Source organism: Olleya sp. Ti.3.14 (assembly GCF_038154885.1).
Classification (GTDB): domain Bacteria; phylum Bacteroidota; class Bacteroidia; order Flavobacteriales; family Flavobacteriaceae; genus Olleya.
The window spans coordinates 147,824-166,385 of record NZ_JBAKAO010000001.1; the positions used below are offsets into that span (position 1 = coordinate 147,824).

Genomic DNA, 18,562 nt, shown 5'->3' on the forward strand with positions numbered 1-18,562 from the left:
TTATTGACACACTTTTATACTGCTCCAAGCAGATTGATAGGCTTCTTCTAAATGGGCTTTATCTAATTGAAAAACACCACGTTTTTGAGTAATCATTAAAAACGATAATGGATTTATAGCATAGGCGTACAGTAAATAATCAGATAAAGGTTTAATAATTCCTTCTTGTCTTCCGCGTTCCCAAAGGTCTAGCAGTGGCTGTAAGTGTTTTATACCTTCTTGTCTGCTTATCTCGTCAATCATTGGTGTGTTATCACATTGTGCTAAAAACATAGCGTTTTCACTTTCTTTTAATTTAAAGTCTGCAATACGATTCCAGATTAGTTTAAAGCCAGCTTCAATAGGCATATCTTCTTTATAAGTCTCAAAAGCATATTTTGTATAGTCTGCTTTAACTTCGACGTAAGTCTTATTTACTAAATCTTGTTTATTTTCAAAATACAAATAGATTGTAGCAGGTGAGACGTTAGCCATTTTTGCTATTTTACTCATTGGTGTTGCATGAAAACCGTTGTTGTTAACCAACTCGATTGTCGCCTTTACCAATGCGTTACGTTTATCTATACTTTTTTGAAGTTTTGCCATTTTTGTTCTAATTCTGATGCAAAGATATACAAAAATGAATGTTCATTCTTTTTTTTTAACAAAGATTTAATTTATGATGATTTAATTATAAAACCATAAGATTAAATCATAGTAACACTAGCGTATACGTAAAGGCTTAAAGCTAATATAAATGATTGTATAAATGAATAACAACGCTAAATACCAGGTATTTGAAACTAAATCTAGATAATCAATTTTACCGTTTGCAAAACTAAGTATCATTAATACTTGTGCACCATAAGGCAAGATTCCTTGAATAATACAAGCAAAAATATCTAAAATAGAAGCTGTTTTTTTGTTGTCCAAATGATATTGATCGTTGATTGTTTTTGCGATTGGACCAGCTATTATAATAGAAACTGTATTATTAGCAATAGCCATATTAATTGTACCAACCAATGCAGCAATACCTAGTTGTGCAGAGCGTTTACTTTGAATTAAATTTTTAATTTTACTAAGAATATAGTTTATCCCTCCATTTTTTTCCACCAAAGCAGCTAATCCACCTGTTAATAGAGATAACAAAAAGATTTCGGTCATACTGGTAAAACCATTGTATGCGATTTTAGTAGACTCTATTAATGTGAAATCTCCATAAATAATTCCTAATAGTCCACCAGCAATAACGCCTAATAGCAATGTTACAAATACATTTATACCAATAATAGAAAGTAGGATAACCAATAGATAAGGCGTGATTTTAATAATGGAGTAGGTGTAGGTTACAGCATTTGTCGGCACAGCTTTTAATCCAAAACCTTGTATAATTAAAATACCTATAGTAATTAAAGCTGCAGGTAAAGCGATTTTAATATTTTGCTTAAACTTGTCACTCATTTTACAGCCTAATGACTGTGTAGCTGCAATAGTTGTGTCTGATATTACCGAAAGATTATCTCCAAACATACTACCACCTAGTAATGCACCACATAATATCCCTAAATCTACATTGCTTTTGTCTGCAAAACCAATCACAATTGGAGCTAATGCAACTATTGCACCAACAGATGTACCTGTAGATACAGATAAAAAACCTGCTATTATAAACACGCCAAAATAGATGTATTGTATAGCAATATAATCCAGTCCAAGATTTACAATAGCGTCTACACTTCCAGTAGCCTTAGTTATAGTTGCAAATGCACCAGCCAATAAATAGATTAGGCACATGGTTAATATTTTATCATCACCACAACCTTTAAGCAGCGTATTTATTTTAGAGGTTATGGATTGTTTAAACATTAAAAATGCCACAATTATACCTACTATAACAGCAATTGGAGCTGGTAATGCGTAAAAATCGTTTTGATAGATTCCAACACCTAAAAACGTAAATACAAATACGAATAGTGGTATTAACGCTGAAAATTTTGGAGTAATTGTTTTTGAATTTGCCATGTTTCCTTTTCATTTTTAAAAGGAAATAGCAACAAGTAAAAAGAAGTATGAGTTAACATTTGTTCCAATTAATTGGCTTATCTATTTAGCACCTTGCTTGTTATTGCAGGTTGCTATCTCCTTTTATTGAGATTCTTGATAATTAATTTAAGTTGGCAAATGTATAGCATAAAGCCATACCAAAATATTAAAATACGTTAAAATTTGTAAAAATATAAGTAATAAATTATGTTGAAAACCTGATTAAAAACTACTGTTTTTACAAGTCTGATTATATGAAGTGATTAGTTAGATTGAATTATTTAACAGTTTTAAAAACAGTTATTTATAATTAAAAATATTTACTAGACACATCATTATCTTTGACAACTTTAGTTTTTAAAATAAATGTCATAAAAAGATAAAGCGACAAATAATGACAAAACAATATTAATAAGGTGAAAATTTCGTTATAATGAAAATATTCATTGATTGGAGATAAGCCTAGGTTGAAAATTGTGGCTACACCTGAGGCTAACAAAATTGTACCAGTAGCGTAATTATCACTAATATAAATCATAGCAAAAGTGATCGCATAAATAAATAAGCACAACGCACAAATAAACATGAATATTATGTTATAATTCGGAATTTGATCAATCAATAAATCTACCACTGCATAAATAACATATCCAACTAAAAAAACGCCAAGTATAACAGATAATGATAAAAAAGATTTTAATTTACTTTTTATTAAATACTTTTTCAAAATCAAAGTAAAAAGTACAAGGTAACCTGATGTTAGTAAACTAATGGCATTAAAATATTTATTATAATTATAAAAACTTATTATATTTAGAATAAGAAAGGCTAAAAATGCTAGTAAAAATTTAGGATCAGCTTTCTTTTTAGTAATACTTACATATTTAAAAATTAATATTAGAATAACTATAGGAGAGATATAAATCAAATCTTTTCTTGACGTAAGTGAAACACTCATAATCAATGCTGCTATTACAGCAATAAAAAAAACGATGTCAAAAAAAGAAGATTTAATTTTAAACATTACAAAATGTAGCAGATTACTTTCAAATATAATTAAATGTTAATCAACTTACTCCGGTTTTTTTAATTTATAATCAGTCTAAAATTAAATAGTTTTATAGTTTGCAATATTTTTGATGTCAATTACTTTCAAAAATAATGGCAATCAAAGTATGTAAGTCAGTTTTATGGGTTTGAGCCATAATATATTCATTCGTATCAATTTCTATTAAACTCAAATTTATATTCTGGTCTTAATTATATTGTAAAATGCAAGCTTTAGAATAGATAATCGTTGTATTGTACAATTATATCGTTTAAATTCGCGCTCCTAAATAATTATCCTTAATAATGAAAAACTTAACCTTTTTAATTCTTTTCTGTACCCTAATTTCTTTCGGACAAGTTGGCATAAACACTACAACACCAGATCCTTCATCAATTTTAGATGTAACAAGTACAGATAAAGGCCTATTAATACCTAGAATTGGCTTAACATCAACTTCAGATGTTTCTACAATACCTTCACCAAGTATCAGTTTGTTAATATATAATACTTCAACAGTTTCTAATATAACTCCAGGTTATTACTATTGGAATGGAACAGAATGGTCAAAATTAGCAACGTCAAAAATAGTTGATAATACTTGGAGTATTTTGGGTAATTCAGGAACCGATAATACTGTTAATTTTATAGGTACCTTAGATAATCAAGATTTAGTTTTTAAACGAAATAACATACAAGCAGGTTTACTAAATTCTAATAATACTTCATTTGGTGTTAACAGTTTGCCACTTAGTGCTACAGGTACAGATAATGTTAGTATTGGTGTAAACACTATGTCTTCTAATACTTCTGGAGGACAAAATACAGCTATTGGGCAAAACGCTTTACGCTATAATCAAGATGGTACAAGTAATACTGCAGTAGGTTTTAATACGCTTATTGCAAATACTGCCAGTTCTAACACAGCAATTGGATCTAGTACTTTAGTTAACAATACTTCTGGCTCTGGTAATACAAGCGTTGGTTCGTTAACATTAAATCAAAATACTACAGGAGGAAATAATACTGCAATAGGTATGCAGTCACTTACTAAAAATACAACCGGAACTAATAATACTGCTAGTGGGCTTTTTTCATTGTTTGATAATACAACAGGAACGCACAACACAGCTACTGGGTCAGAATCACTAACTTTTAATACCACAGGTGATTACAATACAGCGGTTGGAAGTAATGCCTTATATTCTAATACTGCAGCTAATGAAAACACAGCTGTTGGTTCAAATGCTTTATATGCTAATGTTACTGGGTTTAATAATACTGCTTTAGGCGCAAATTCGCTTAAAGACAATACTGCAAGTAATAATACAGCCATAGGTAAGAATGCATTATTACTAAATACTACAGGAAGTAGTAATGTAGCTGTAGGTGTACTTGCGCTTTCAACAAATAATGGCTACTATAATACTGCTACAGGTGTAAATGCTTTAACTAGCAATACAACAGCAAGTTATAATACGGCAAATGGTTATAACGCGCTAACATCTAATAATACAGGGAGCAGTGCGACTGCAATAGGTGCAAATGCATTATATTCAAATTTGACAGGAACGGGAAATACTGCTGTTGGAGCTAATTCGCTATATACAAATAATTCGGGTGCTGGTAATACAGGAATTGGAAATGGTGCTATGAGACTTAATACTACAGGATCAAATAACACAGCAACTGGATCTAACGCTTTAAGTAATAATATTTCAGGAGCTAATAACACGGTTTCAGGTGTAAATGCACTATTATATAATACATCAGGCACAGGAAACACTGCTAGTGGTATAAATTCCATGTTAAATAATGTTTCAGGTGACTATAATGTTGCTTATGGTCAGGGTGCTTTAAGTGGTAATATTGATGGTATTAGAAATGTTGCTATAGGAGTTAATACTTCAAATTCAAACACTTCTGGGAATTATAATACAGCAATAGGTGGTTCATCATTAAATGATAATACCATTGGTTTAGGTAATACAGCAAATGGATATAGTGCTTTACCAAGAAATATATCTGGTAATTACAATGTTGGAATGGGTTATATCGCCTTAAATTTAAGTACAACAGGAAGTAATAATACTAGCTTAGGTTATCACTCATCCAGAATATTAACAACGGGAAGCGGTAATACAGCTGTTGGTCATAGGTCTTTAGACAATGTAAGCACAGGAAGCAATAATATTGCAATCGGTTATTTATCTAATGTTCCTGATGGAGCAGCTAGCAACCAAGTAAGAATTGGTGGTACAGCCATAACATACGCTGGCGTCCAAGTAGCATGGACTATAACATCGGATAAACGTTGGAAAAATACTATTGAAGATTCAGATTTAGGATTAGATTTTATAAACAAATTACGTCCAGTATCTTACTTCAGGAATAATGACAAAAAGTATAAATTGGAGTATGGTTTTATAGCTCAGGAATTACAAGAAACATTAAAAAATAGTAGTTCAAAAATAAATGGGATTATTACAGAAGATACCGAAGGTATGCTAAGTGTAAGATACAACGATTTAATGGCGCCAATGGTAAAAGCTATTCAAGAACAAACAGAGGAGATTCAGGTTTTAAAGTCCGAAAATGAAGCTTTAAAATTAAGACAAGAAGCTATGGAAAACGAGCTGAAAGAGATCAAAGACTTGTTATTAAATAAGAAATAATTAAGCTCTAATATTAGAAGCACAAGCACCTCTTTTTAGTAACATATACTCTCCATTATTTTTAAACTCACGTATTGAAGTTCCAGCGTAGCGTTTAAACGTTTTAGATAAATGACTAACATCTGTAAAACCTAACTCGTCAGCAATTTGAGTTAGTGTAAAATCAGAGTTTAGTAGTCTTATTTCTACTAATTTGAGCTTCGCTTTAATAATGTATTCACGTAAAGGCATATTAACTTGTTTTTTAAAAAACTCGCTAACATAAGTTGGAGACATCATAAAGACATCGGACAGATTTTCGACTTTAAGCAACTCTGTTTTATCAATATTTTCATTAATATAAGTTAGCATTTTTGTAATTCTATCATCCGAATTATTTTTAGGTAATTCAAAATAGCTTCCTTTTTTTATGTTCCTAATTAGTATTTCAAGAATGCTAGTCATTAGGCTTGTCACAAGGTTTATAGACGATTCTCCGTAGTTTCTAGATTCTTGTAAAATCATACTGATTAAGCTTTCTAGATGGTTCCTATCTACATCATTCTTAATAATATCACCTGGTAATTGGTTGTAATTTGATAAAATATAAGAGGCTTCTTTAAACCATTCATTTCTATCAATAGTAATACGATTTATGTTTTTAAAGAATGAATCTGTAAACTTTAAAAACACAAATTGTGTAGGTTGCGCTATTGTAAATGAGTGGCATTTTAAAGGTGGTAATAAAAAGATGCTGCCTTTATTATAGGCGTGCTCGTTATAGTTAATACATTGCGTTCCTGTACCATTTTTAACTAAAACCAATTCAAAAAAGTTGTTTTTAACAGGACGTTGTTTCCAATCTGTTAATTCTATTTCTTGTATTTCGAAAGGTTTAAAAGCTTCAATTACTTGCATTTCTGTCTGATTGTTTACAATTTCTATTCAAATTTAGAAAAAAAAGAAATAACAACCTGAATTTTCATACTTATAACCTTTATTTATACATTAATATCCATTTAAAGTACATTAAAAGGGGGCAGTTCAATCATACCTTTGTATTGTATTTGAGACTAATCTTGAATACATCTAAATATTTTACTCATGAAAAAATCGTATTTAACAATTGTAGCAAGAATTTTAGTAAAAGAGGAACATAGAGCGTTTGTAAAAGCAGAACTATTAAAACTTTTAGATGTGACTAGAGCAGAGGAAGGTAATATAAGTTATGATCTACATCAGGATAATGATAATCCAAACTTTTTTATATTTCATGAAAAATGGGTGAATCGTGAGTTATGGCAAAAGCATATGGGTAATAAATATTTAGCGCATTATTTAAAAGTAACAGAAGGTAAGGTTGAAGAGTTTATTTTAAATGAAATGACAGAAACAGTAAATTAGAAAACCATACAGTTATAAATTATTTAATAGGGATTAGGATTTAAATTCTAATCCCTATTTTTGAATAAATCAAAACACCCTTAATGTTTAAACACGTTCAAAAACACTCCATTTTATCAATATCAGTAAGTATCATATTTACTTGTACATTGGTTGTGTTTTTTGCTACTGAAGCAAGTTATAATGCTATTGAAAGTGCTTCATTATGGGTGCGTAACTATTTTGGGTATTTTTATTTGTATTTAGGTTCTGGTTGTGTTTTGGCGCTTTTGTTAATTGCGTTTTCAAAATATGGACGAATAAAACTCGGGAAACCATCGTCTAAACCAGAATACTCTTTATGGTCTTGGACGGCTATGCTTTATAGTGCAGGAATGGGGTCTGGTATTTTATTAAGAGCAGTGCAAGAGCCTGTTTTTATGCAACAAAATCCGCCTTTTACTTCTGGTTTATCTGCACAAACCGTCGCTTTAGAGTTTACGTTTTACCAATGGGGACTTACAGCGTGGGCTTTTTATGGCCTTTTTGCAGTAATTGTTGGGTACGCCTTACATGTTAAGAAAAAGAGGGTGAGAATAAGCGCAACTATAGAAGACGATGTTAAAAGCAAGACCTTAAAAAACAGCGTAGATGTTATAACTATTATAACGACTGTCTTTGGTTTAGTGGCTGCAATCGGATTAGGAACAACACAGATTAATGGTGGTTTAAATCATATTTCAAATCAAAATTTTGGACTAATAACTACAATTTTACTATGTGTGTTTATTTCTACTATGGCTTGTTATTCTGCTTGGCAAGGTGTTAATAAAGGGATTAAAATATTCTCGAACCTAAATATCATTGTCACTTTTGCCATCTTGTTGTTTATCTTTTTTACTAGTGATGTAAAACAAATTTTAATAGCATTTTTCACATCTACATATCATTATATAATCGATTTTGTGCCCATGAGTTTAGCGCTTGGCGATTATAATCCTGGTTTAGAATTCTTAACCGGTTGGACCTTTTACTATTGGGCCTTTTGGTTGGCTTGGGCACCATTTACAGGTATATTTATTGCGCGTATTTCTAAAGGTCGTACCATTAGACAACTGCTATTGGGTGTTTTAATCATTCCGTCTTTGGGGACTTTTTTCTGGTTTTCCGTTTTCGGAACGTCTGCCTTTCAATTAATAGAAGAATGGGGAACTTATAATAATGAATTTAGCAACGTGTTTTCTTCCATTTTTGTATTCTTTGAACATTATCCGTTTGCGACATTTTTAAATATAACTTCAATTATATTATTGATCAGCTTTTTAATTACTTCTGTAGATTCGGCAGTATTTGTATTAAGTATGTTTACAGATAAAGGCGCTAAAAACCCAAGTAAAGTACATCGTGTTATCTGGTCTGTTTTTATTTTATTAGCTACAATAGCTTTAGTATTGTTGGGTAATATTAAGGCAGATATCAATGTTTTAGAAGCAGTACAACGTTTACTGATAATCACGTCGTTACCGTTCGCTTTCTTTATTATAATTATGTTGATTCTTTTTGTTAAAGACCTAAGGAAAAACAAAGCAATACCTAGTAAAATAGAGCAGTAATTACTGTAAGTTTTTAGTCCTATTTTCGATTAATATATAAACAATAAAAGTATGGATGTGTTTAATCAACCTAACTTATTTTCTACAGATCAAGTCGTAAAAACAGTATATGATTTACCTGGTGCAGATGTTACTTTATTCGAAAATTTCTTCAGCATAGAAGAAAGTAATGCCTTATATACAAGTCTATTAAATAATACAACTTGGGAGCAGGACCAAATGGCTATTTATGGTAAGCAAATAGATTTACCTAGACTTACAGCATGGTATGGTGATACGGATTTAGAAGTTGCTTATGTTGGAAAAACAACAAAGTTACGTCCTTGGACTGCAGAATTAATTAAAATCAAGGAACGTATAGAACAGGAGGTCGATGTCAAGTTTACACGTTGCTTACTTAACTATTATCGCGACGGAAAGGATAGTGTAGATTGGCATCAAGATTATGAAGTCGGTAAACGTAAAAACACGGTAATTGGATCGGTAACTTTAGGAGCCACACGACCGTTTCAGTTAAAACACGCCACACGTAAGGATTTAAAACGTATCGAAATTCCGTTAGCCCATGGTAGCATGTTAATAATGCAAGGTGCTACACAAGAAAACTGGAAACACAAAATCCCTAAAACAGTAAAACCTATTCTACCAAGAATTAACTTAACCTTTAGATGGGTTCAGTAATTTTTTTTGGTATTAATAAAGGATTACGATGGTTTTAAAAGTATAAATGGTTGGCTATAGTCGGGTTATTTCATAAAAATTAAGAAATATTTATGTTTTTTAAAGTCTAAAACCTCCATTTATACCTAATTCACCTTTTTTTATACTTCAATTTACCTGTGTACTGGTTTTATCTTTGTACATAACTAAAAATTAATCATTAAAACATATAAATATGAATTTAGAAGAAACACTAAACTGGAGATACACAACTAAAGAATTTGATACTACCAAAAAAATATCTGAATCGGATATGGCACAGGTTAAAAATTTATTAAGGATGAGTCCATCAAGTGTAAACCTTCAACCTTGGCACTTTATAGTTGCTGAAACTACAGAAGGTAAAGCACGTATGGCCAAAGGTACTAAAGGCTTTTTTCATTTTAATGAACCAAAAATCACGGATGCGTCAGCAGTTGTACTGTTTTGTTCTAAAATTGATGCTGATGAAGACTATTTCAAGCACATAGCTGACATAGATGATAAAAATGGAAGGTTCCCAAATGAAGACATTAAAAATGGCTTTTTAGGCGCTGTAAAAGCATTTGCAGACATTCATAAATACGATTTAAAAGATTATCAACATTGGATGGAAAAGCAAGTATATCTTAACATTGGTAGCTTTTTATTAGGAGTAGCTAGTTTAGGTATTGATGCAACGCCAATGGAAGGTGTTGATGTTAAAGCTTTAGATGAAGAATTCGGGTTAAGAGCAAAAGGATTTACGTCTTTAGTAGCTGTTTCTCTAGGCTATAGAGCAGAATCTGATTTTAACTCAACAGAAAAAACACCAAAATCTAGATTACCACAAAGTGAAATTATCACTGTAATATAATTTATTAGAACGACATAAGTAAAATGAAAGCAATAGGATATAAAGAGAATCTTCCAATAGAAGATGTTAACTCATTACAAGACATAGAATTAAATACGCCAAAAGCTACTGGGAGAGATATTTTAGTAGAAATAAAAGCTATTTAAAGATTCTATAGCCACTTCAAAAGTGCAACATTTCAATTTTGACGACATGGAATCTAAAACTATTGGAGAAGGAATCAAACGTAAATGGTTTCATGGAGAAAAAGTACAGATGACCATTTTTAATTTAGAAAAAGACGCTCATATTCCTTGGCACCAACATCCAAACGAACAGATTACTTATATCATGTCTGGAAAAGTAAAAATCAAAACCATTATTGATGGTAAAGAAACGTTTGTAGAAGTTGGAGCAGGAGAAGTGATTGTGTTTCCAGAAAATGTACCGCATGAGTTTTGGGCTTTAGAAGAAACAGTAGATTTAGATATACATGTTCCTGTGCGTGAAGATTGGTTATCTAAAGAATTACCAGAGTATTTAAAAAAGAGTAAGTAAAACTTTAAAATAACGTCATTTCGAGTGAATTTTGAGGTACGAGAAATTAGTATCGAGAAGTTTGGGTAACGAAAAAGTTCTCGGTACAAAATTCTGAATAAGAATTTCACTAGAACTGACGTCATAATTATATTCAAGATGAAAAATATTAGTGTCTTATTAATTTTAATTACGTCAGTTATGTCCATAAAAGCACAAAACACAATAGGTGAAACCGAAGTTTTTGCAACTACAGCACAGGCAGTTGGTAATATTACGTTTACGGATACTGGCGATTTAGTTTATAGTCATCATCCTTTTTTCTCACCAGAAAATAGAGTCATGATTATGGATGCCAAAACTAAAGTAAGCCAACCGTTTCCTAATAAAGCGTGGAATACACCACGAACTACAGACGATAATTATCTAAGTAATGTTTTAGGTATTAGAAACGATGAAAACGGAATTGTTTGGATGTTAGATATGGCGCAACGAGATAATGTAACACCTAAAATAGTGGGTTGGAACACAAAAACCAATCAGTTAGAACGTATTTATTATTTACCTAAATCTAGCGTACCAAAGCACTCGCAGCCAAATGATATGGTTGTTGATACTAAAAACGGTTATTTTATAATTGCAGATGAAGGTATTGGAAATGGAGGAGATGGTACAAATGCTGCATTTATTATTGTAGACATGAAAACGGGTAAAACACGTCGTTTATTAGAAGGTACACGCACAACATTACCAGAAAACACACCAACAGTAATTAACGGTAAACATTTAGCGGTTAACGGTAAAGATTTGTTGGTAGGAAATGATGGTATTACTGCCGATGCTAATTTTGAATACATTTATTATGGTCCGTTAAACGGAACTAAAATCTACAGAATTAAAACATTAGATTTAGTAAATGAAGATTTTACGGAAGAAGTATTAGATAGTAAAATCGAAACCTATTCCGAAAAACCAAACAATGGAGGAATGAGTATTGATACAGCAGGCAATATTTATTTAACAGCTTTAGAAACCAACAGTGTTGCTGTTGTTTTGGCCAAAGATAAAAGTGTAAAAACCATGGTGAAAGATGTTAATATGGTTTGGCCAGATGGTGTAAGCTACAATCATGTAGACGGTTATATGTATGTGTCCGCTGCCCAGGTAAACAAAGGTGCTGCGTTTAATGATGGCAAAGATTTATCTACAAAACCATTTTACATTTTCAGGTTTAAACCTATTACAACAGGGGTTTATTTTAGATAATTTAAGAATTGATTAATAGTTGAATACCTTTTATTATTATTAAATAAGAAGAGAAGCCACTGTTTGAGTGGCTTTTCTATTGATTTTAACTTAAAATCAAGAATGCATACAAAACCAAAATATCCTATTGCGACAGTTTTTGGTAAAAAAATATAAAAACAATGACAAATAAAAATATATTAGAAGAAGCTCGTGCACTTACTTTACCTACTCGTGAAGCCTCGTTAAACCGTGAAGCCTCTGTTTCACACTTTTGGAATAATAATCGAGATTTACTAGAAGAGGCATGGACGGAATGGGAAATTGAAAACAAAGATAATTTACTAATCCCTGACGAAACGCTACTAGATCCAAGCTTGCAAAAGGCAATTAAAGATGCTTGGGAAAACCCAGAAAAAGAAAATGCTGTTGCCGATTTATGGGAAGAAATTATGCCTGGTGTTTATTCTGCACAGTTTTTTAACCCAGAACGCTTAGCGGATTTTCGTAAATATTTAGAAGCTGTAGTAAATTCACAAATTCCTAAACGAGCACCATACGGAATACAATTGAATCGTTATGGAATTATGCTTGATCCACGCTCAGAAGGCTACCTTGCAGCACCGAATTTTCAGGCATTTTATAACGATATTATGGACCGCTATATGCGTCCGATTGCACGTTTGTTATTGGGGACTTATGGTTATGACAACCAAACATTTGGTTTTTCTATTCAGTACAACCCAGATAAAGACAAAGATTTACACGCACACACGGATGCTTCTGCTGCTACTTTAAATATTAATATTAACTTACCCGATGAAGCATTTACAGGTTCGCAAGTTGATTTTTACGATAAAACCACGGGAAAAACGGTGCAAACTACATTTGAATCAGGGCAAGCAATAATTCACAGAGGCGATGTAGCGCACGCTACGCACCCAATTATTAGTGGGCAACGCAGTAACTTGGTAGTGTGGTTATACGGAGACCGTATGCAAATTCCAAGAGGCGGAGCAAGTAGCTACGGTAGTGTCGATAATTCAGTATCTAAAGTGGTTACACCAGAAAGTATTAGTCCTCGTGAGCGTTGGAGTATGCCAAAGAGTACCAAAGATACCTTTGCACCTTTTTAAAAGGATTAGAAAACGTTTATCTTGCTTTAGGCAATGATTATATGGAAAAATAGCTACTGGACTATTTATTAGAATTTTATAATAAAATTCAAAAAAAAATAAGAAAATGTCACCTTGAGCGCAGTCGAAAGGTTTTATAGTTCGCATCTGAACTCAAGGTGATATTTTAATAAAAAAAATTATGAGTAAAACAATAATAATAACAGGAAGTACAGACGGTATTGGAAAGTTAACAGCTTTTAGTTTAGCCGAAAAAGGACATACAGTTTATGTACATGGAAGAAATGAAGCAAAAGTAGACGCGGTTGTTTCTGGAATAAAAACAACAACAAACAATCAGAACATCCATGGTTTGGTGGCTGATTTTTCGGATTTAGAAGCTGTTTCAAAATTAGCAGCACAGATTAAAAAGGACATTCCTAAAATAGATATACTAATCAATAATGCAGGGATTTTTAAAACGAAAGAGGTTCAGAATAAAAACGGATTAGACATTAGAATGGTGGTAAATTATTTAGCACCTTATGTGTTGACAAATGCCATATTAGAAAACATAAAGCAATCCGAAGCTCCAAGAATTATTAATTTAAGTTCTGCTGCACAAGCTCCAATTTCTGAAGCTGTTTTAAAGGGGAAGGAGCAAGACTCTGCAAATAGCACCTATGCGCAAAGTAAATTAGCATTGACGATGTGGAGTTTTAATCTAGCAAAACAAGAACCGAATATTACGGTTATTGCTGTAAATCCTGGGTCATTATTAAATACTAAAATGGCAAATGAAGCGTATGGTCAGCATTGGTCTCCAGCAGAAAAAGGCGTTGATATTTTATTAGATTTGGCATTGTCTGATGATTATAAAAATGATTCAGGAAAGTATTTTGACAATGATAAAGGGGATCCAAAAGGATACTTTTCTCCAGCGCATCCTGATGCTTATGATGCGGTAAAAATTGAGGAATTGTTACGTATTACTCAACGTGTAGTGTAAAGCATCAGATTTTCAATAAAAAAAAGAATTGATACTAAAATGCTACAATTAATCACATAATTAATTGTAGCATTTATTATTATATATAATAATTGTAAAATATTCTAAATAAAATCATAATTGGTTTGGTTAAACAGAAGTAATTCAAGTTCTTTCCAGATTTAAATTTTCACAGTCTATGGAAAACATTACAACATTTGCAATTACAGTATTTACTGCTTTTTTTGCCATAACAAATCCGATATCAAACATGACCGTTTTTGTGTCGCTAACTCAAGGTGCTGACAAACAAACCAAAAGTGTAATCAATAAAAAAGCTAATTTTATTGCCTTTATAATAGTAACTATTTTTATTCTGTTAGGTAAATATATTTTCGAATTATTTAATATTAGTATTCCTGCATTTAAAATAACTGGAGGTATTTTAATATTTTTTATTGGTTTTGATATGCTACAATCTAAACAATCTAATGTTAAAAGCTTAAATAATGTACATATTGACGAGGATATTGCAGTTTCTCCTTTAGCAATACCAATTTTAGCTGGACCAGGAACTATTGTAACAGCTATGAATTTTGTGTCAAATGCAGCCCCTTTACAAATGTTTTTAGTAATTGCTATTTTTGGGTCTATGAGCTTATTAACATATTTCACTTTTAAATTAAGTGATGTCATTGTTAAAATTTTTGGTCATAATGTAATTTCGGTTATTGGAAAAATCATGGGACTAATTATAGCTATCATTGGTACAGGTATGATTATTCAAGGTATTAAGATCTCTTTCGATTTAATCGCTACTTAAATTCAAAACAATTAAATGAAAAATATATTAGTACTCTTTTCGCATCCTAAATTTGAAAAATCTAGAGCTAACACTGCACTTGTCAATCAAATTAAAGATCTTGATGGTGTTACTTTTCATGATTTGTACGAGTGCTATCCTGATTTTAATATTGATGTTATAGCAGAAAAAAAACTACTAAGTAAACATGACATAATTATATGGCATCATCCATTGTATTGGTATAGTTGCCCACCATTAATGAAACAATGGATTGATATGGTTTTAGAGTTTGGTTGGGCTTATGGACCAAATGGTAATGCTTTAAAAAACAAAACTTGTCTTAATGTTATTACCACAGGAGGATCAAGAGAAGTATATTGCTCAGAAGGTAGTAATAGTTTTACTATAAGACAGTTTTTAAGACCTTTTGAACAAACAGCAAAACTTTGTGGTATGGAATATTTATTGCCTTTTGCAGTTATGGAAACCCATAAATTAAGTGATATAGATTTATCAAATTACGCTAAACAATATCAACGTTTGATCTTTTTATTAAAACAAGAATTAAACACAATCGATTGTAATGGGTTTTCTTTTTTAAATGATATACCTAAACTAAAAACGTTATATTAATGACAGGAAGCATCCTCTTTGAAGCCATAGTATTTCTAGCTGGAGCAATTATATGCGTGTCCATTGCTAAGCGATTAGGTTTAAGTTCTGTAATAGGTTATTTACTCGCTGGAGTATTAATAGGTCCTTACGTTTTTGGATTTATAGGAAAGGAAGGCGAAGATATTTTGCATTTCGCAGAATTTGGAGTGGTTATGATGCTATTTTTAATTGGGTTAGAAATTGAGCCAAAAAATTTCTGGAACATGCGAAAAACCATTCTTGGTATGGGAGGAATACAAGTAGGACTTACAATGTTACTCTCGTATTTTATGTTTACGTTATTGGGTTTTGAGTGGAAAGTTGCATTAGTTTTTGCTATGGCTGTTGCGCTATCATCTACCGCAATTGCGATGCAGACAATAAAGGAAAAAGGCTTAATGGATACGACTTTTGGTACGTCATCCTTTTCTATTCTATTATTTCAAGACATCATCGTTATTTTTATGTTGGGTTTTATCCCTTTATTATCAAATACAGATAGTAATGCTTCCGCAGAAAAACATAGCAATCATGCAAATTTACTAGAGACGTTACCTATTGGACTTCAAACATTTGCTATTATTTTATCTGTAGTTTTAATTATTGTTGCTGGTCGTTATTTAATTGTACCAATGTTACGCAAAGTAGCAAAAACAGGTGTTAGAGAACTATTAATAGCAGCAGCTTTACTAATTGTTTTCGGAATTTCATTTTTAATGGAATACGTTGGTATAAGTCCTGCGTTAGGTGCTTTTTTAGGTGGTGTAGTATTATCTAATAGTGAATATAAGCACGAGTTAGAAAGTACTTTAGAGCCTTTTAAAAATTTACTTTTAGGTTTATTTTTTATGGCTGTTGGTGCCTCCATAAACTTTATCGTTATTGCTAAAAACCCATGGATTATTGGAGGTTTGTTAATAGCAATTGTTTTTTTAAAAGCAGCAGTTTTATTTATAACAGGTTTTGTTTTTAAATTAAAATTAGATCAAAAATTACTACTTACATTTAGTTTAGCGCAAGTTGGTGAGTTTGCATTTGTATTATTGTCTTTTGCATTTGGACTTAATATTTTAGAACAAAATCAACTAGATATGCTATTAGTAATTACAGCGTTAAGTATGTCGCTAACACCAATTATTGGTATTATTAATGAGCGTTTTATTCTTCCTAAAATAGGAACAAAAGAGTCTGTTAAACGTCCAATGGATCATATTGCCAAAACACAAAAAATAATATTGGTAGGTTTTGGGCATTTTGGAAGCACAATTGGTCGCTTTTTACGCTCTCATGGCGTGGAAGCTACCATTCTGGATCATGACTCTAATCGTGTCGATTTTTTGCGTAAAATGGGTTTTGAAGTATACTATGGAGATGCTACTCGACTAGATTTATTAGAATCTGCAGGAATTGCAGAAGCTAAAATAATAATTTGTGCTACTAATAAAATAAGTGTTTCTAAAGCTATTAGTAAAATAGTGAATGATAAATATCCTCATGTAGAAATGATGATTCGTACCAAAAATCGTTATGATGCCTATGAACTACTTAATCTAGGTCACGAAAATATTTACCGCGAATCTCTAGAAACCTCATTAACTTTAGCAAAGGATGTATTGAGTAAAATGGGTTTCAGAAAATATACGCTTAACAGACAAGTTCAGAATTTTATTAAGTATGATGAAGACAGTTTAAGGCGTCTAGCATCAGAGCCTAAACGGGAAGAGGACTACATTTTTAAAGCAAGAAAAGAGCTAGAGCAACAAGAAAAATTTTTAAACGAAGATTTTAAACGTGGTATAGTAGATTATGATAATCATTGGGATAGTGAGCATATTAGAAAAGCTTTAGAAAAAACTAAAGAAGAATAAAATTAGTAATGGAGAAAAACATTCCAAATATTGAATTTGATTCTTCAAAACCAGATAATAGTGGTATTGAAATATTAACTATTAAAAGTCTTTTTGATAGAAAAAATGAGATAGCGCATAACCCAGAAAAAGCACATCAATTAGCTTTTAATATGATTGTGTTTTATACCGCTGGACAAAGTAAACATTTAGTAGACTTTGTATGGCACGAAGTAAAACAAAACACTATTGTTCACTTATCTAAAGGTCAAATAAATGCGTTTCAATTTAACCAAGGATTACAAGGTTATATAATATTATTTACGGAAGACTATTTAAAAAAGCATATTAATACATTACCAAAAAATGAATTGATTAGGCTGTTTAATGCACATTTGTTCTCTCCAATTATTCAAGCTTCTCAAAAGTCTAACGTATTAAATTATATAGAATTATTTTATGAAGAATATTCTAATATTGAGGAAGATTACAATCAGGAAAACACATACAAAGCCTTGTATTCCATTATCTTTTCTAAATTAGAACGGTTAAAAGAATACCAAACCATTCATTTAAAAAAGTCTGATAAATTAAATAGGTTTTTAGAGTTTAAATCGCTTTTAGAAAAGAACTACATTAAAAGTAAAAATGCAGACTTTTATGCCAATAAGCTAAACATCACTTATAAGCACTTAAATACTATTTGTAAAGACATAGTTAGTGTTACTGCAAAACAATTTATAGATGCGTTTGTTATTCTTGAAGCCAAACGTTTGCTTCTAAATTCGGAAATAAAAAGTACAGAGTTAGCTTATTCTTTGGGCTTTGAAGAACCTACAAACTTTGTAAAGTATTTTAAAAAACATACAAAATTCACCCCAAATAGCTTCAAAAAAGACTATATTTAATATCATAAGGTTCGACATTTACCATTTTTAAAACCATTTACACCTTTAATAAATTGTGTTATAAAAGTAACTTTGTTTTAAAATTCAACAATTAAAGTTCATAAGTAAACAATATAACCATATACCGACTTGATTAATAGCAAAAAAGGTTATCTATTTGGTAGCCTTTTTATATTAAACAAATCATTTTAAAATACTTATAAATA

At 31.2% G+C, this 18,562-nt stretch carries 18 protein-coding genes and 1 riboswitch; of the genes, 14 read left to right on the forward strand and 4 right to left on the reverse strand.

Going from position 1 to position 18,562, the window contains the following annotated elements:
• The 3 genes from V6251_RS00690 to V6251_RS00700 all read right to left on the reverse strand — a co-directional run bounded on the left by V6251_RS00690 (position 1) and on the right by V6251_RS00700 (position 3,049).
• Positions 1-585 (reverse strand): TetR/AcrR family transcriptional regulator, encoded by a 585-nt coding sequence (locus V6251_RS00690; protein WP_341586540.1) that lies wholly within the window; start codon positions 583-585, stop codon positions 1-3.
• 117 nt (positions 586-702) lie between these two features.
• A complete protein-coding gene (locus tag V6251_RS00695; RefSeq protein WP_341586541.1) occupies positions 703-2,004 on the reverse strand; it encodes a Na+/H+ antiporter NhaC family protein in 1,302 nt (433 codons plus the stop codon).
• Between the two features lie 48 nt (positions 2,005-2,052).
• Positions 2,053-2,151: riboswitch (SAM-I-IV-variant riboswitch) on the reverse strand.
• Positions 2,152-2,335: 184 nt separating this feature from the next.
• The gene (locus V6251_RS00700) at positions 2,336-3,049 is read right to left on the reverse strand and encodes a hypothetical protein (protein ID WP_341586542.1); all 714 of its coding nucleotides are present in this window, start codon (positions 3,047-3,049) and stop codon (positions 2,336-2,338) included.
• A 329-nt stretch (positions 3,050-3,378) separates the two neighbouring features.
• Between V6251_RS00700 and V6251_RS00705 the strand changes: the two genes are divergently transcribed.
• Entirely contained in the window at positions 3,379-5,748 is a 2,370-nt protein-coding gene (locus V6251_RS00705) for a tail fiber domain-containing protein (RefSeq protein WP_341586543.1), read from the forward strand.
• On the opposite strand, the gene V6251_RS00710 is transcribed toward V6251_RS00705, so the two are convergent.
• A complete protein-coding gene (locus tag V6251_RS00710) occupies positions 5,749-6,645 on the reverse strand; it encodes an AraC family transcriptional regulator (RefSeq protein ID WP_341586544.1) in 897 nt (298 codons plus the stop codon).
• Positions 6,646-6,831: 186 nt separating this feature from the next.
• Between V6251_RS00710 and V6251_RS00715 the strand changes: the two genes are divergently transcribed.
• From V6251_RS00715 to V6251_RS00775, 13 genes are all read left to right on the forward strand, one after another.
• A complete protein-coding gene (locus tag V6251_RS00715; RefSeq protein WP_341586545.1) occupies positions 6,832-7,131 on the forward strand; it encodes a putative quinol monooxygenase in 300 nt (99 codons plus the stop codon).
• 83 nt (positions 7,132-7,214) lie between these two features.
• Entirely contained in the window at positions 7,215-8,723 is a 1,509-nt protein-coding gene (locus V6251_RS00720; RefSeq protein WP_341586546.1) for a BCCT family transporter, read from the forward strand.
• Positions 8,724-8,774: 51 nt separating this feature from the next.
• Positions 8,775-9,404 (forward strand): alpha-ketoglutarate-dependent dioxygenase AlkB family protein, encoded by a 630-nt coding sequence (locus V6251_RS00725; RefSeq protein ID WP_299247874.1) that lies wholly within the window; start codon positions 8,775-8,777, stop codon positions 9,402-9,404.
• A gap of 214 nt (positions 9,405-9,618) precedes the next feature.
• Positions 9,619-10,278: an oxygen-insensitive NAD(P)H nitroreductase gene (nfsB, locus tag V6251_RS00730; protein ID WP_341586547.1), complete on the forward strand. Its 660-nt coding sequence runs from the start codon at positions 9,619-9,621 to the stop codon at positions 10,276-10,278.
• 23 nt (positions 10,279-10,301) lie between these two features.
• Positions 10,302-10,424 carry a hypothetical protein gene (locus V6251_RS00735; RefSeq protein ID WP_341586548.1) on the forward strand — a complete coding sequence of 41 codons (123 nt, stop codon included), beginning with the start codon at positions 10,302-10,304 and terminating at the stop codon, positions 10,422-10,424.
• Positions 10,425-10,470: 46 nt separating this feature from the next.
• The gene (locus V6251_RS00740) at positions 10,471-10,815 is read left to right on the forward strand and encodes a cupin domain-containing protein (RefSeq protein ID WP_341586549.1); all 345 of its coding nucleotides are present in this window, start codon (positions 10,471-10,473) and stop codon (positions 10,813-10,815) included.
• Positions 10,816-10,953: 138 nt separating this feature from the next.
• Complete coding sequence (locus V6251_RS00745; protein ID WP_341586550.1) at positions 10,954-12,060, forward strand: L-dopachrome tautomerase-related protein; 1,107 nt, start codon at positions 10,954-10,956, stop codon at positions 12,058-12,060.
• 161 nt (positions 12,061-12,221) lie between these two features.
• Entirely contained in the window at positions 12,222-13,175 is a 954-nt protein-coding gene (locus tag V6251_RS00750) for a 2OG-Fe(II) oxygenase (protein ID WP_341586551.1), read from the forward strand.
• 181 nt (positions 13,176-13,356) lie between these two features.
• Positions 13,357-14,163, forward strand: a complete 807-nt coding sequence (locus V6251_RS00755; protein WP_341586552.1) for an SDR family NAD(P)-dependent oxidoreductase — start codon at positions 13,357-13,359, stop codon at positions 14,161-14,163.
• A 178-nt stretch (positions 14,164-14,341) separates the two neighbouring features.
• On the forward strand, positions 14,342-14,965 hold the full coding sequence (locus V6251_RS00760; protein ID WP_341586553.1) for a MarC family protein: 624 nt from the start codon (positions 14,342-14,344) through the stop codon (positions 14,963-14,965).
• A 15-nt stretch (positions 14,966-14,980) separates the two neighbouring features.
• Entirely contained in the window at positions 14,981-15,580 is a 600-nt protein-coding gene (kefF, locus tag V6251_RS00765; protein ID WP_341586554.1) for a glutathione-regulated potassium-efflux system oxidoreductase KefF, read from the forward strand.
• On the forward strand, positions 15,580-17,469 hold the full coding sequence (locus V6251_RS00770) for a monovalent cation:proton antiporter-2 (CPA2) family protein (RefSeq protein ID WP_341586555.1): 1,890 nt from the start codon (positions 15,580-15,582) through the stop codon (positions 17,467-17,469). Before kefF ends, V6251_RS00770 begins: the two co-directional genes overlap by 1 nt.
• 8 nt (positions 17,470-17,477) lie before the next feature.
• Positions 17,478-18,356 carry a helix-turn-helix domain-containing protein gene (locus V6251_RS00775; RefSeq protein WP_341586556.1) on the forward strand — a complete coding sequence of 293 codons (879 nt, stop codon included), beginning with the start codon at positions 17,478-17,480 and terminating at the stop codon, positions 18,354-18,356.
• Positions 18,357-18,562 lie beyond the last annotated feature (206 nt).

What these genes read in the sequence shown, in the direction of transcription:
- V6251_RS00690 (WP_341586540.1), bottom strand. Translation starts at nt 585, where the DNA reads ATGGCAAAACTTCAAAAAAGTATAGATAAACGTAACGCATTGGTAAAG.
- V6251_RS00695 (WP_341586541.1), bottom strand. Translation starts at nt 2,004, where the DNA reads ATGGCAAATTCAAAAACAATTACTCCAAAATTTTCAGCGTTAATACCA.
- V6251_RS00700 (WP_341586542.1), bottom strand. Translation starts at nt 3,049, where the DNA reads ATGTTTAAAATTAAATCTTCTTTTTTTGACATCGTTTTTTTTATTGCT.
- V6251_RS00705 (WP_341586543.1), top strand. Translation starts at nt 3,379, where the DNA reads ATGAAAAACTTAACCTTTTTAATTCTTTTCTGTACCCTAATTTCTTTC.
- V6251_RS00710 (WP_341586544.1), bottom strand. Translation starts at nt 6,645, where the DNA reads ATGCAAGTAATTGAAGCTTTTAAACCTTTCGAAATACAAGAAATAGAA.
- V6251_RS00715 (WP_341586545.1), top strand. Translation starts at nt 6,832, where the DNA reads ATGAAAAAATCGTATTTAACAATTGTAGCAAGAATTTTAGTAAAAGAG.
- V6251_RS00720 (WP_341586546.1), top strand. Translation starts at nt 7,215, where the DNA reads ATGTTTAAACACGTTCAAAAACACTCCATTTTATCAATATCAGTAAGT.
- V6251_RS00725 (WP_299247874.1), top strand. Translation starts at nt 8,775, where the DNA reads ATGGATGTGTTTAATCAACCTAACTTATTTTCTACAGATCAAGTCGTA.
- nfsB (WP_341586547.1), top strand. Translation starts at nt 9,619, where the DNA reads ATGAATTTAGAAGAAACACTAAACTGGAGATACACAACTAAAGAATTT.
- V6251_RS00735 (WP_341586548.1), top strand. Translation starts at nt 10,302, where the DNA reads ATGAAAGCAATAGGATATAAAGAGAATCTTCCAATAGAAGATGTTAAC.
- V6251_RS00740 (WP_341586549.1), top strand. Translation starts at nt 10,471, where the DNA reads ATGGAATCTAAAACTATTGGAGAAGGAATCAAACGTAAATGGTTTCAT.
- V6251_RS00745 (WP_341586550.1), top strand. Translation starts at nt 10,954, where the DNA reads ATGAAAAATATTAGTGTCTTATTAATTTTAATTACGTCAGTTATGTCC.
- V6251_RS00750 (WP_341586551.1), top strand. Translation starts at nt 12,222, where the DNA reads ATGACAAATAAAAATATATTAGAAGAAGCTCGTGCACTTACTTTACCT.
- V6251_RS00755 (WP_341586552.1), top strand. Translation starts at nt 13,357, where the DNA reads ATGAGTAAAACAATAATAATAACAGGAAGTACAGACGGTATTGGAAAG.
- V6251_RS00760 (WP_341586553.1), top strand. Translation starts at nt 14,342, where the DNA reads ATGGAAAACATTACAACATTTGCAATTACAGTATTTACTGCTTTTTTT.
- kefF (WP_341586554.1), top strand. Translation starts at nt 14,981, where the DNA reads ATGAAAAATATATTAGTACTCTTTTCGCATCCTAAATTTGAAAAATCT.
- V6251_RS00770 (WP_341586555.1), top strand. Translation starts at nt 15,580, where the DNA reads ATGACAGGAAGCATCCTCTTTGAAGCCATAGTATTTCTAGCTGGAGCA.
- V6251_RS00775 (WP_341586556.1), top strand. Translation starts at nt 17,478, where the DNA reads ATGGAGAAAAACATTCCAAATATTGAATTTGATTCTTCAAAACCAGAT.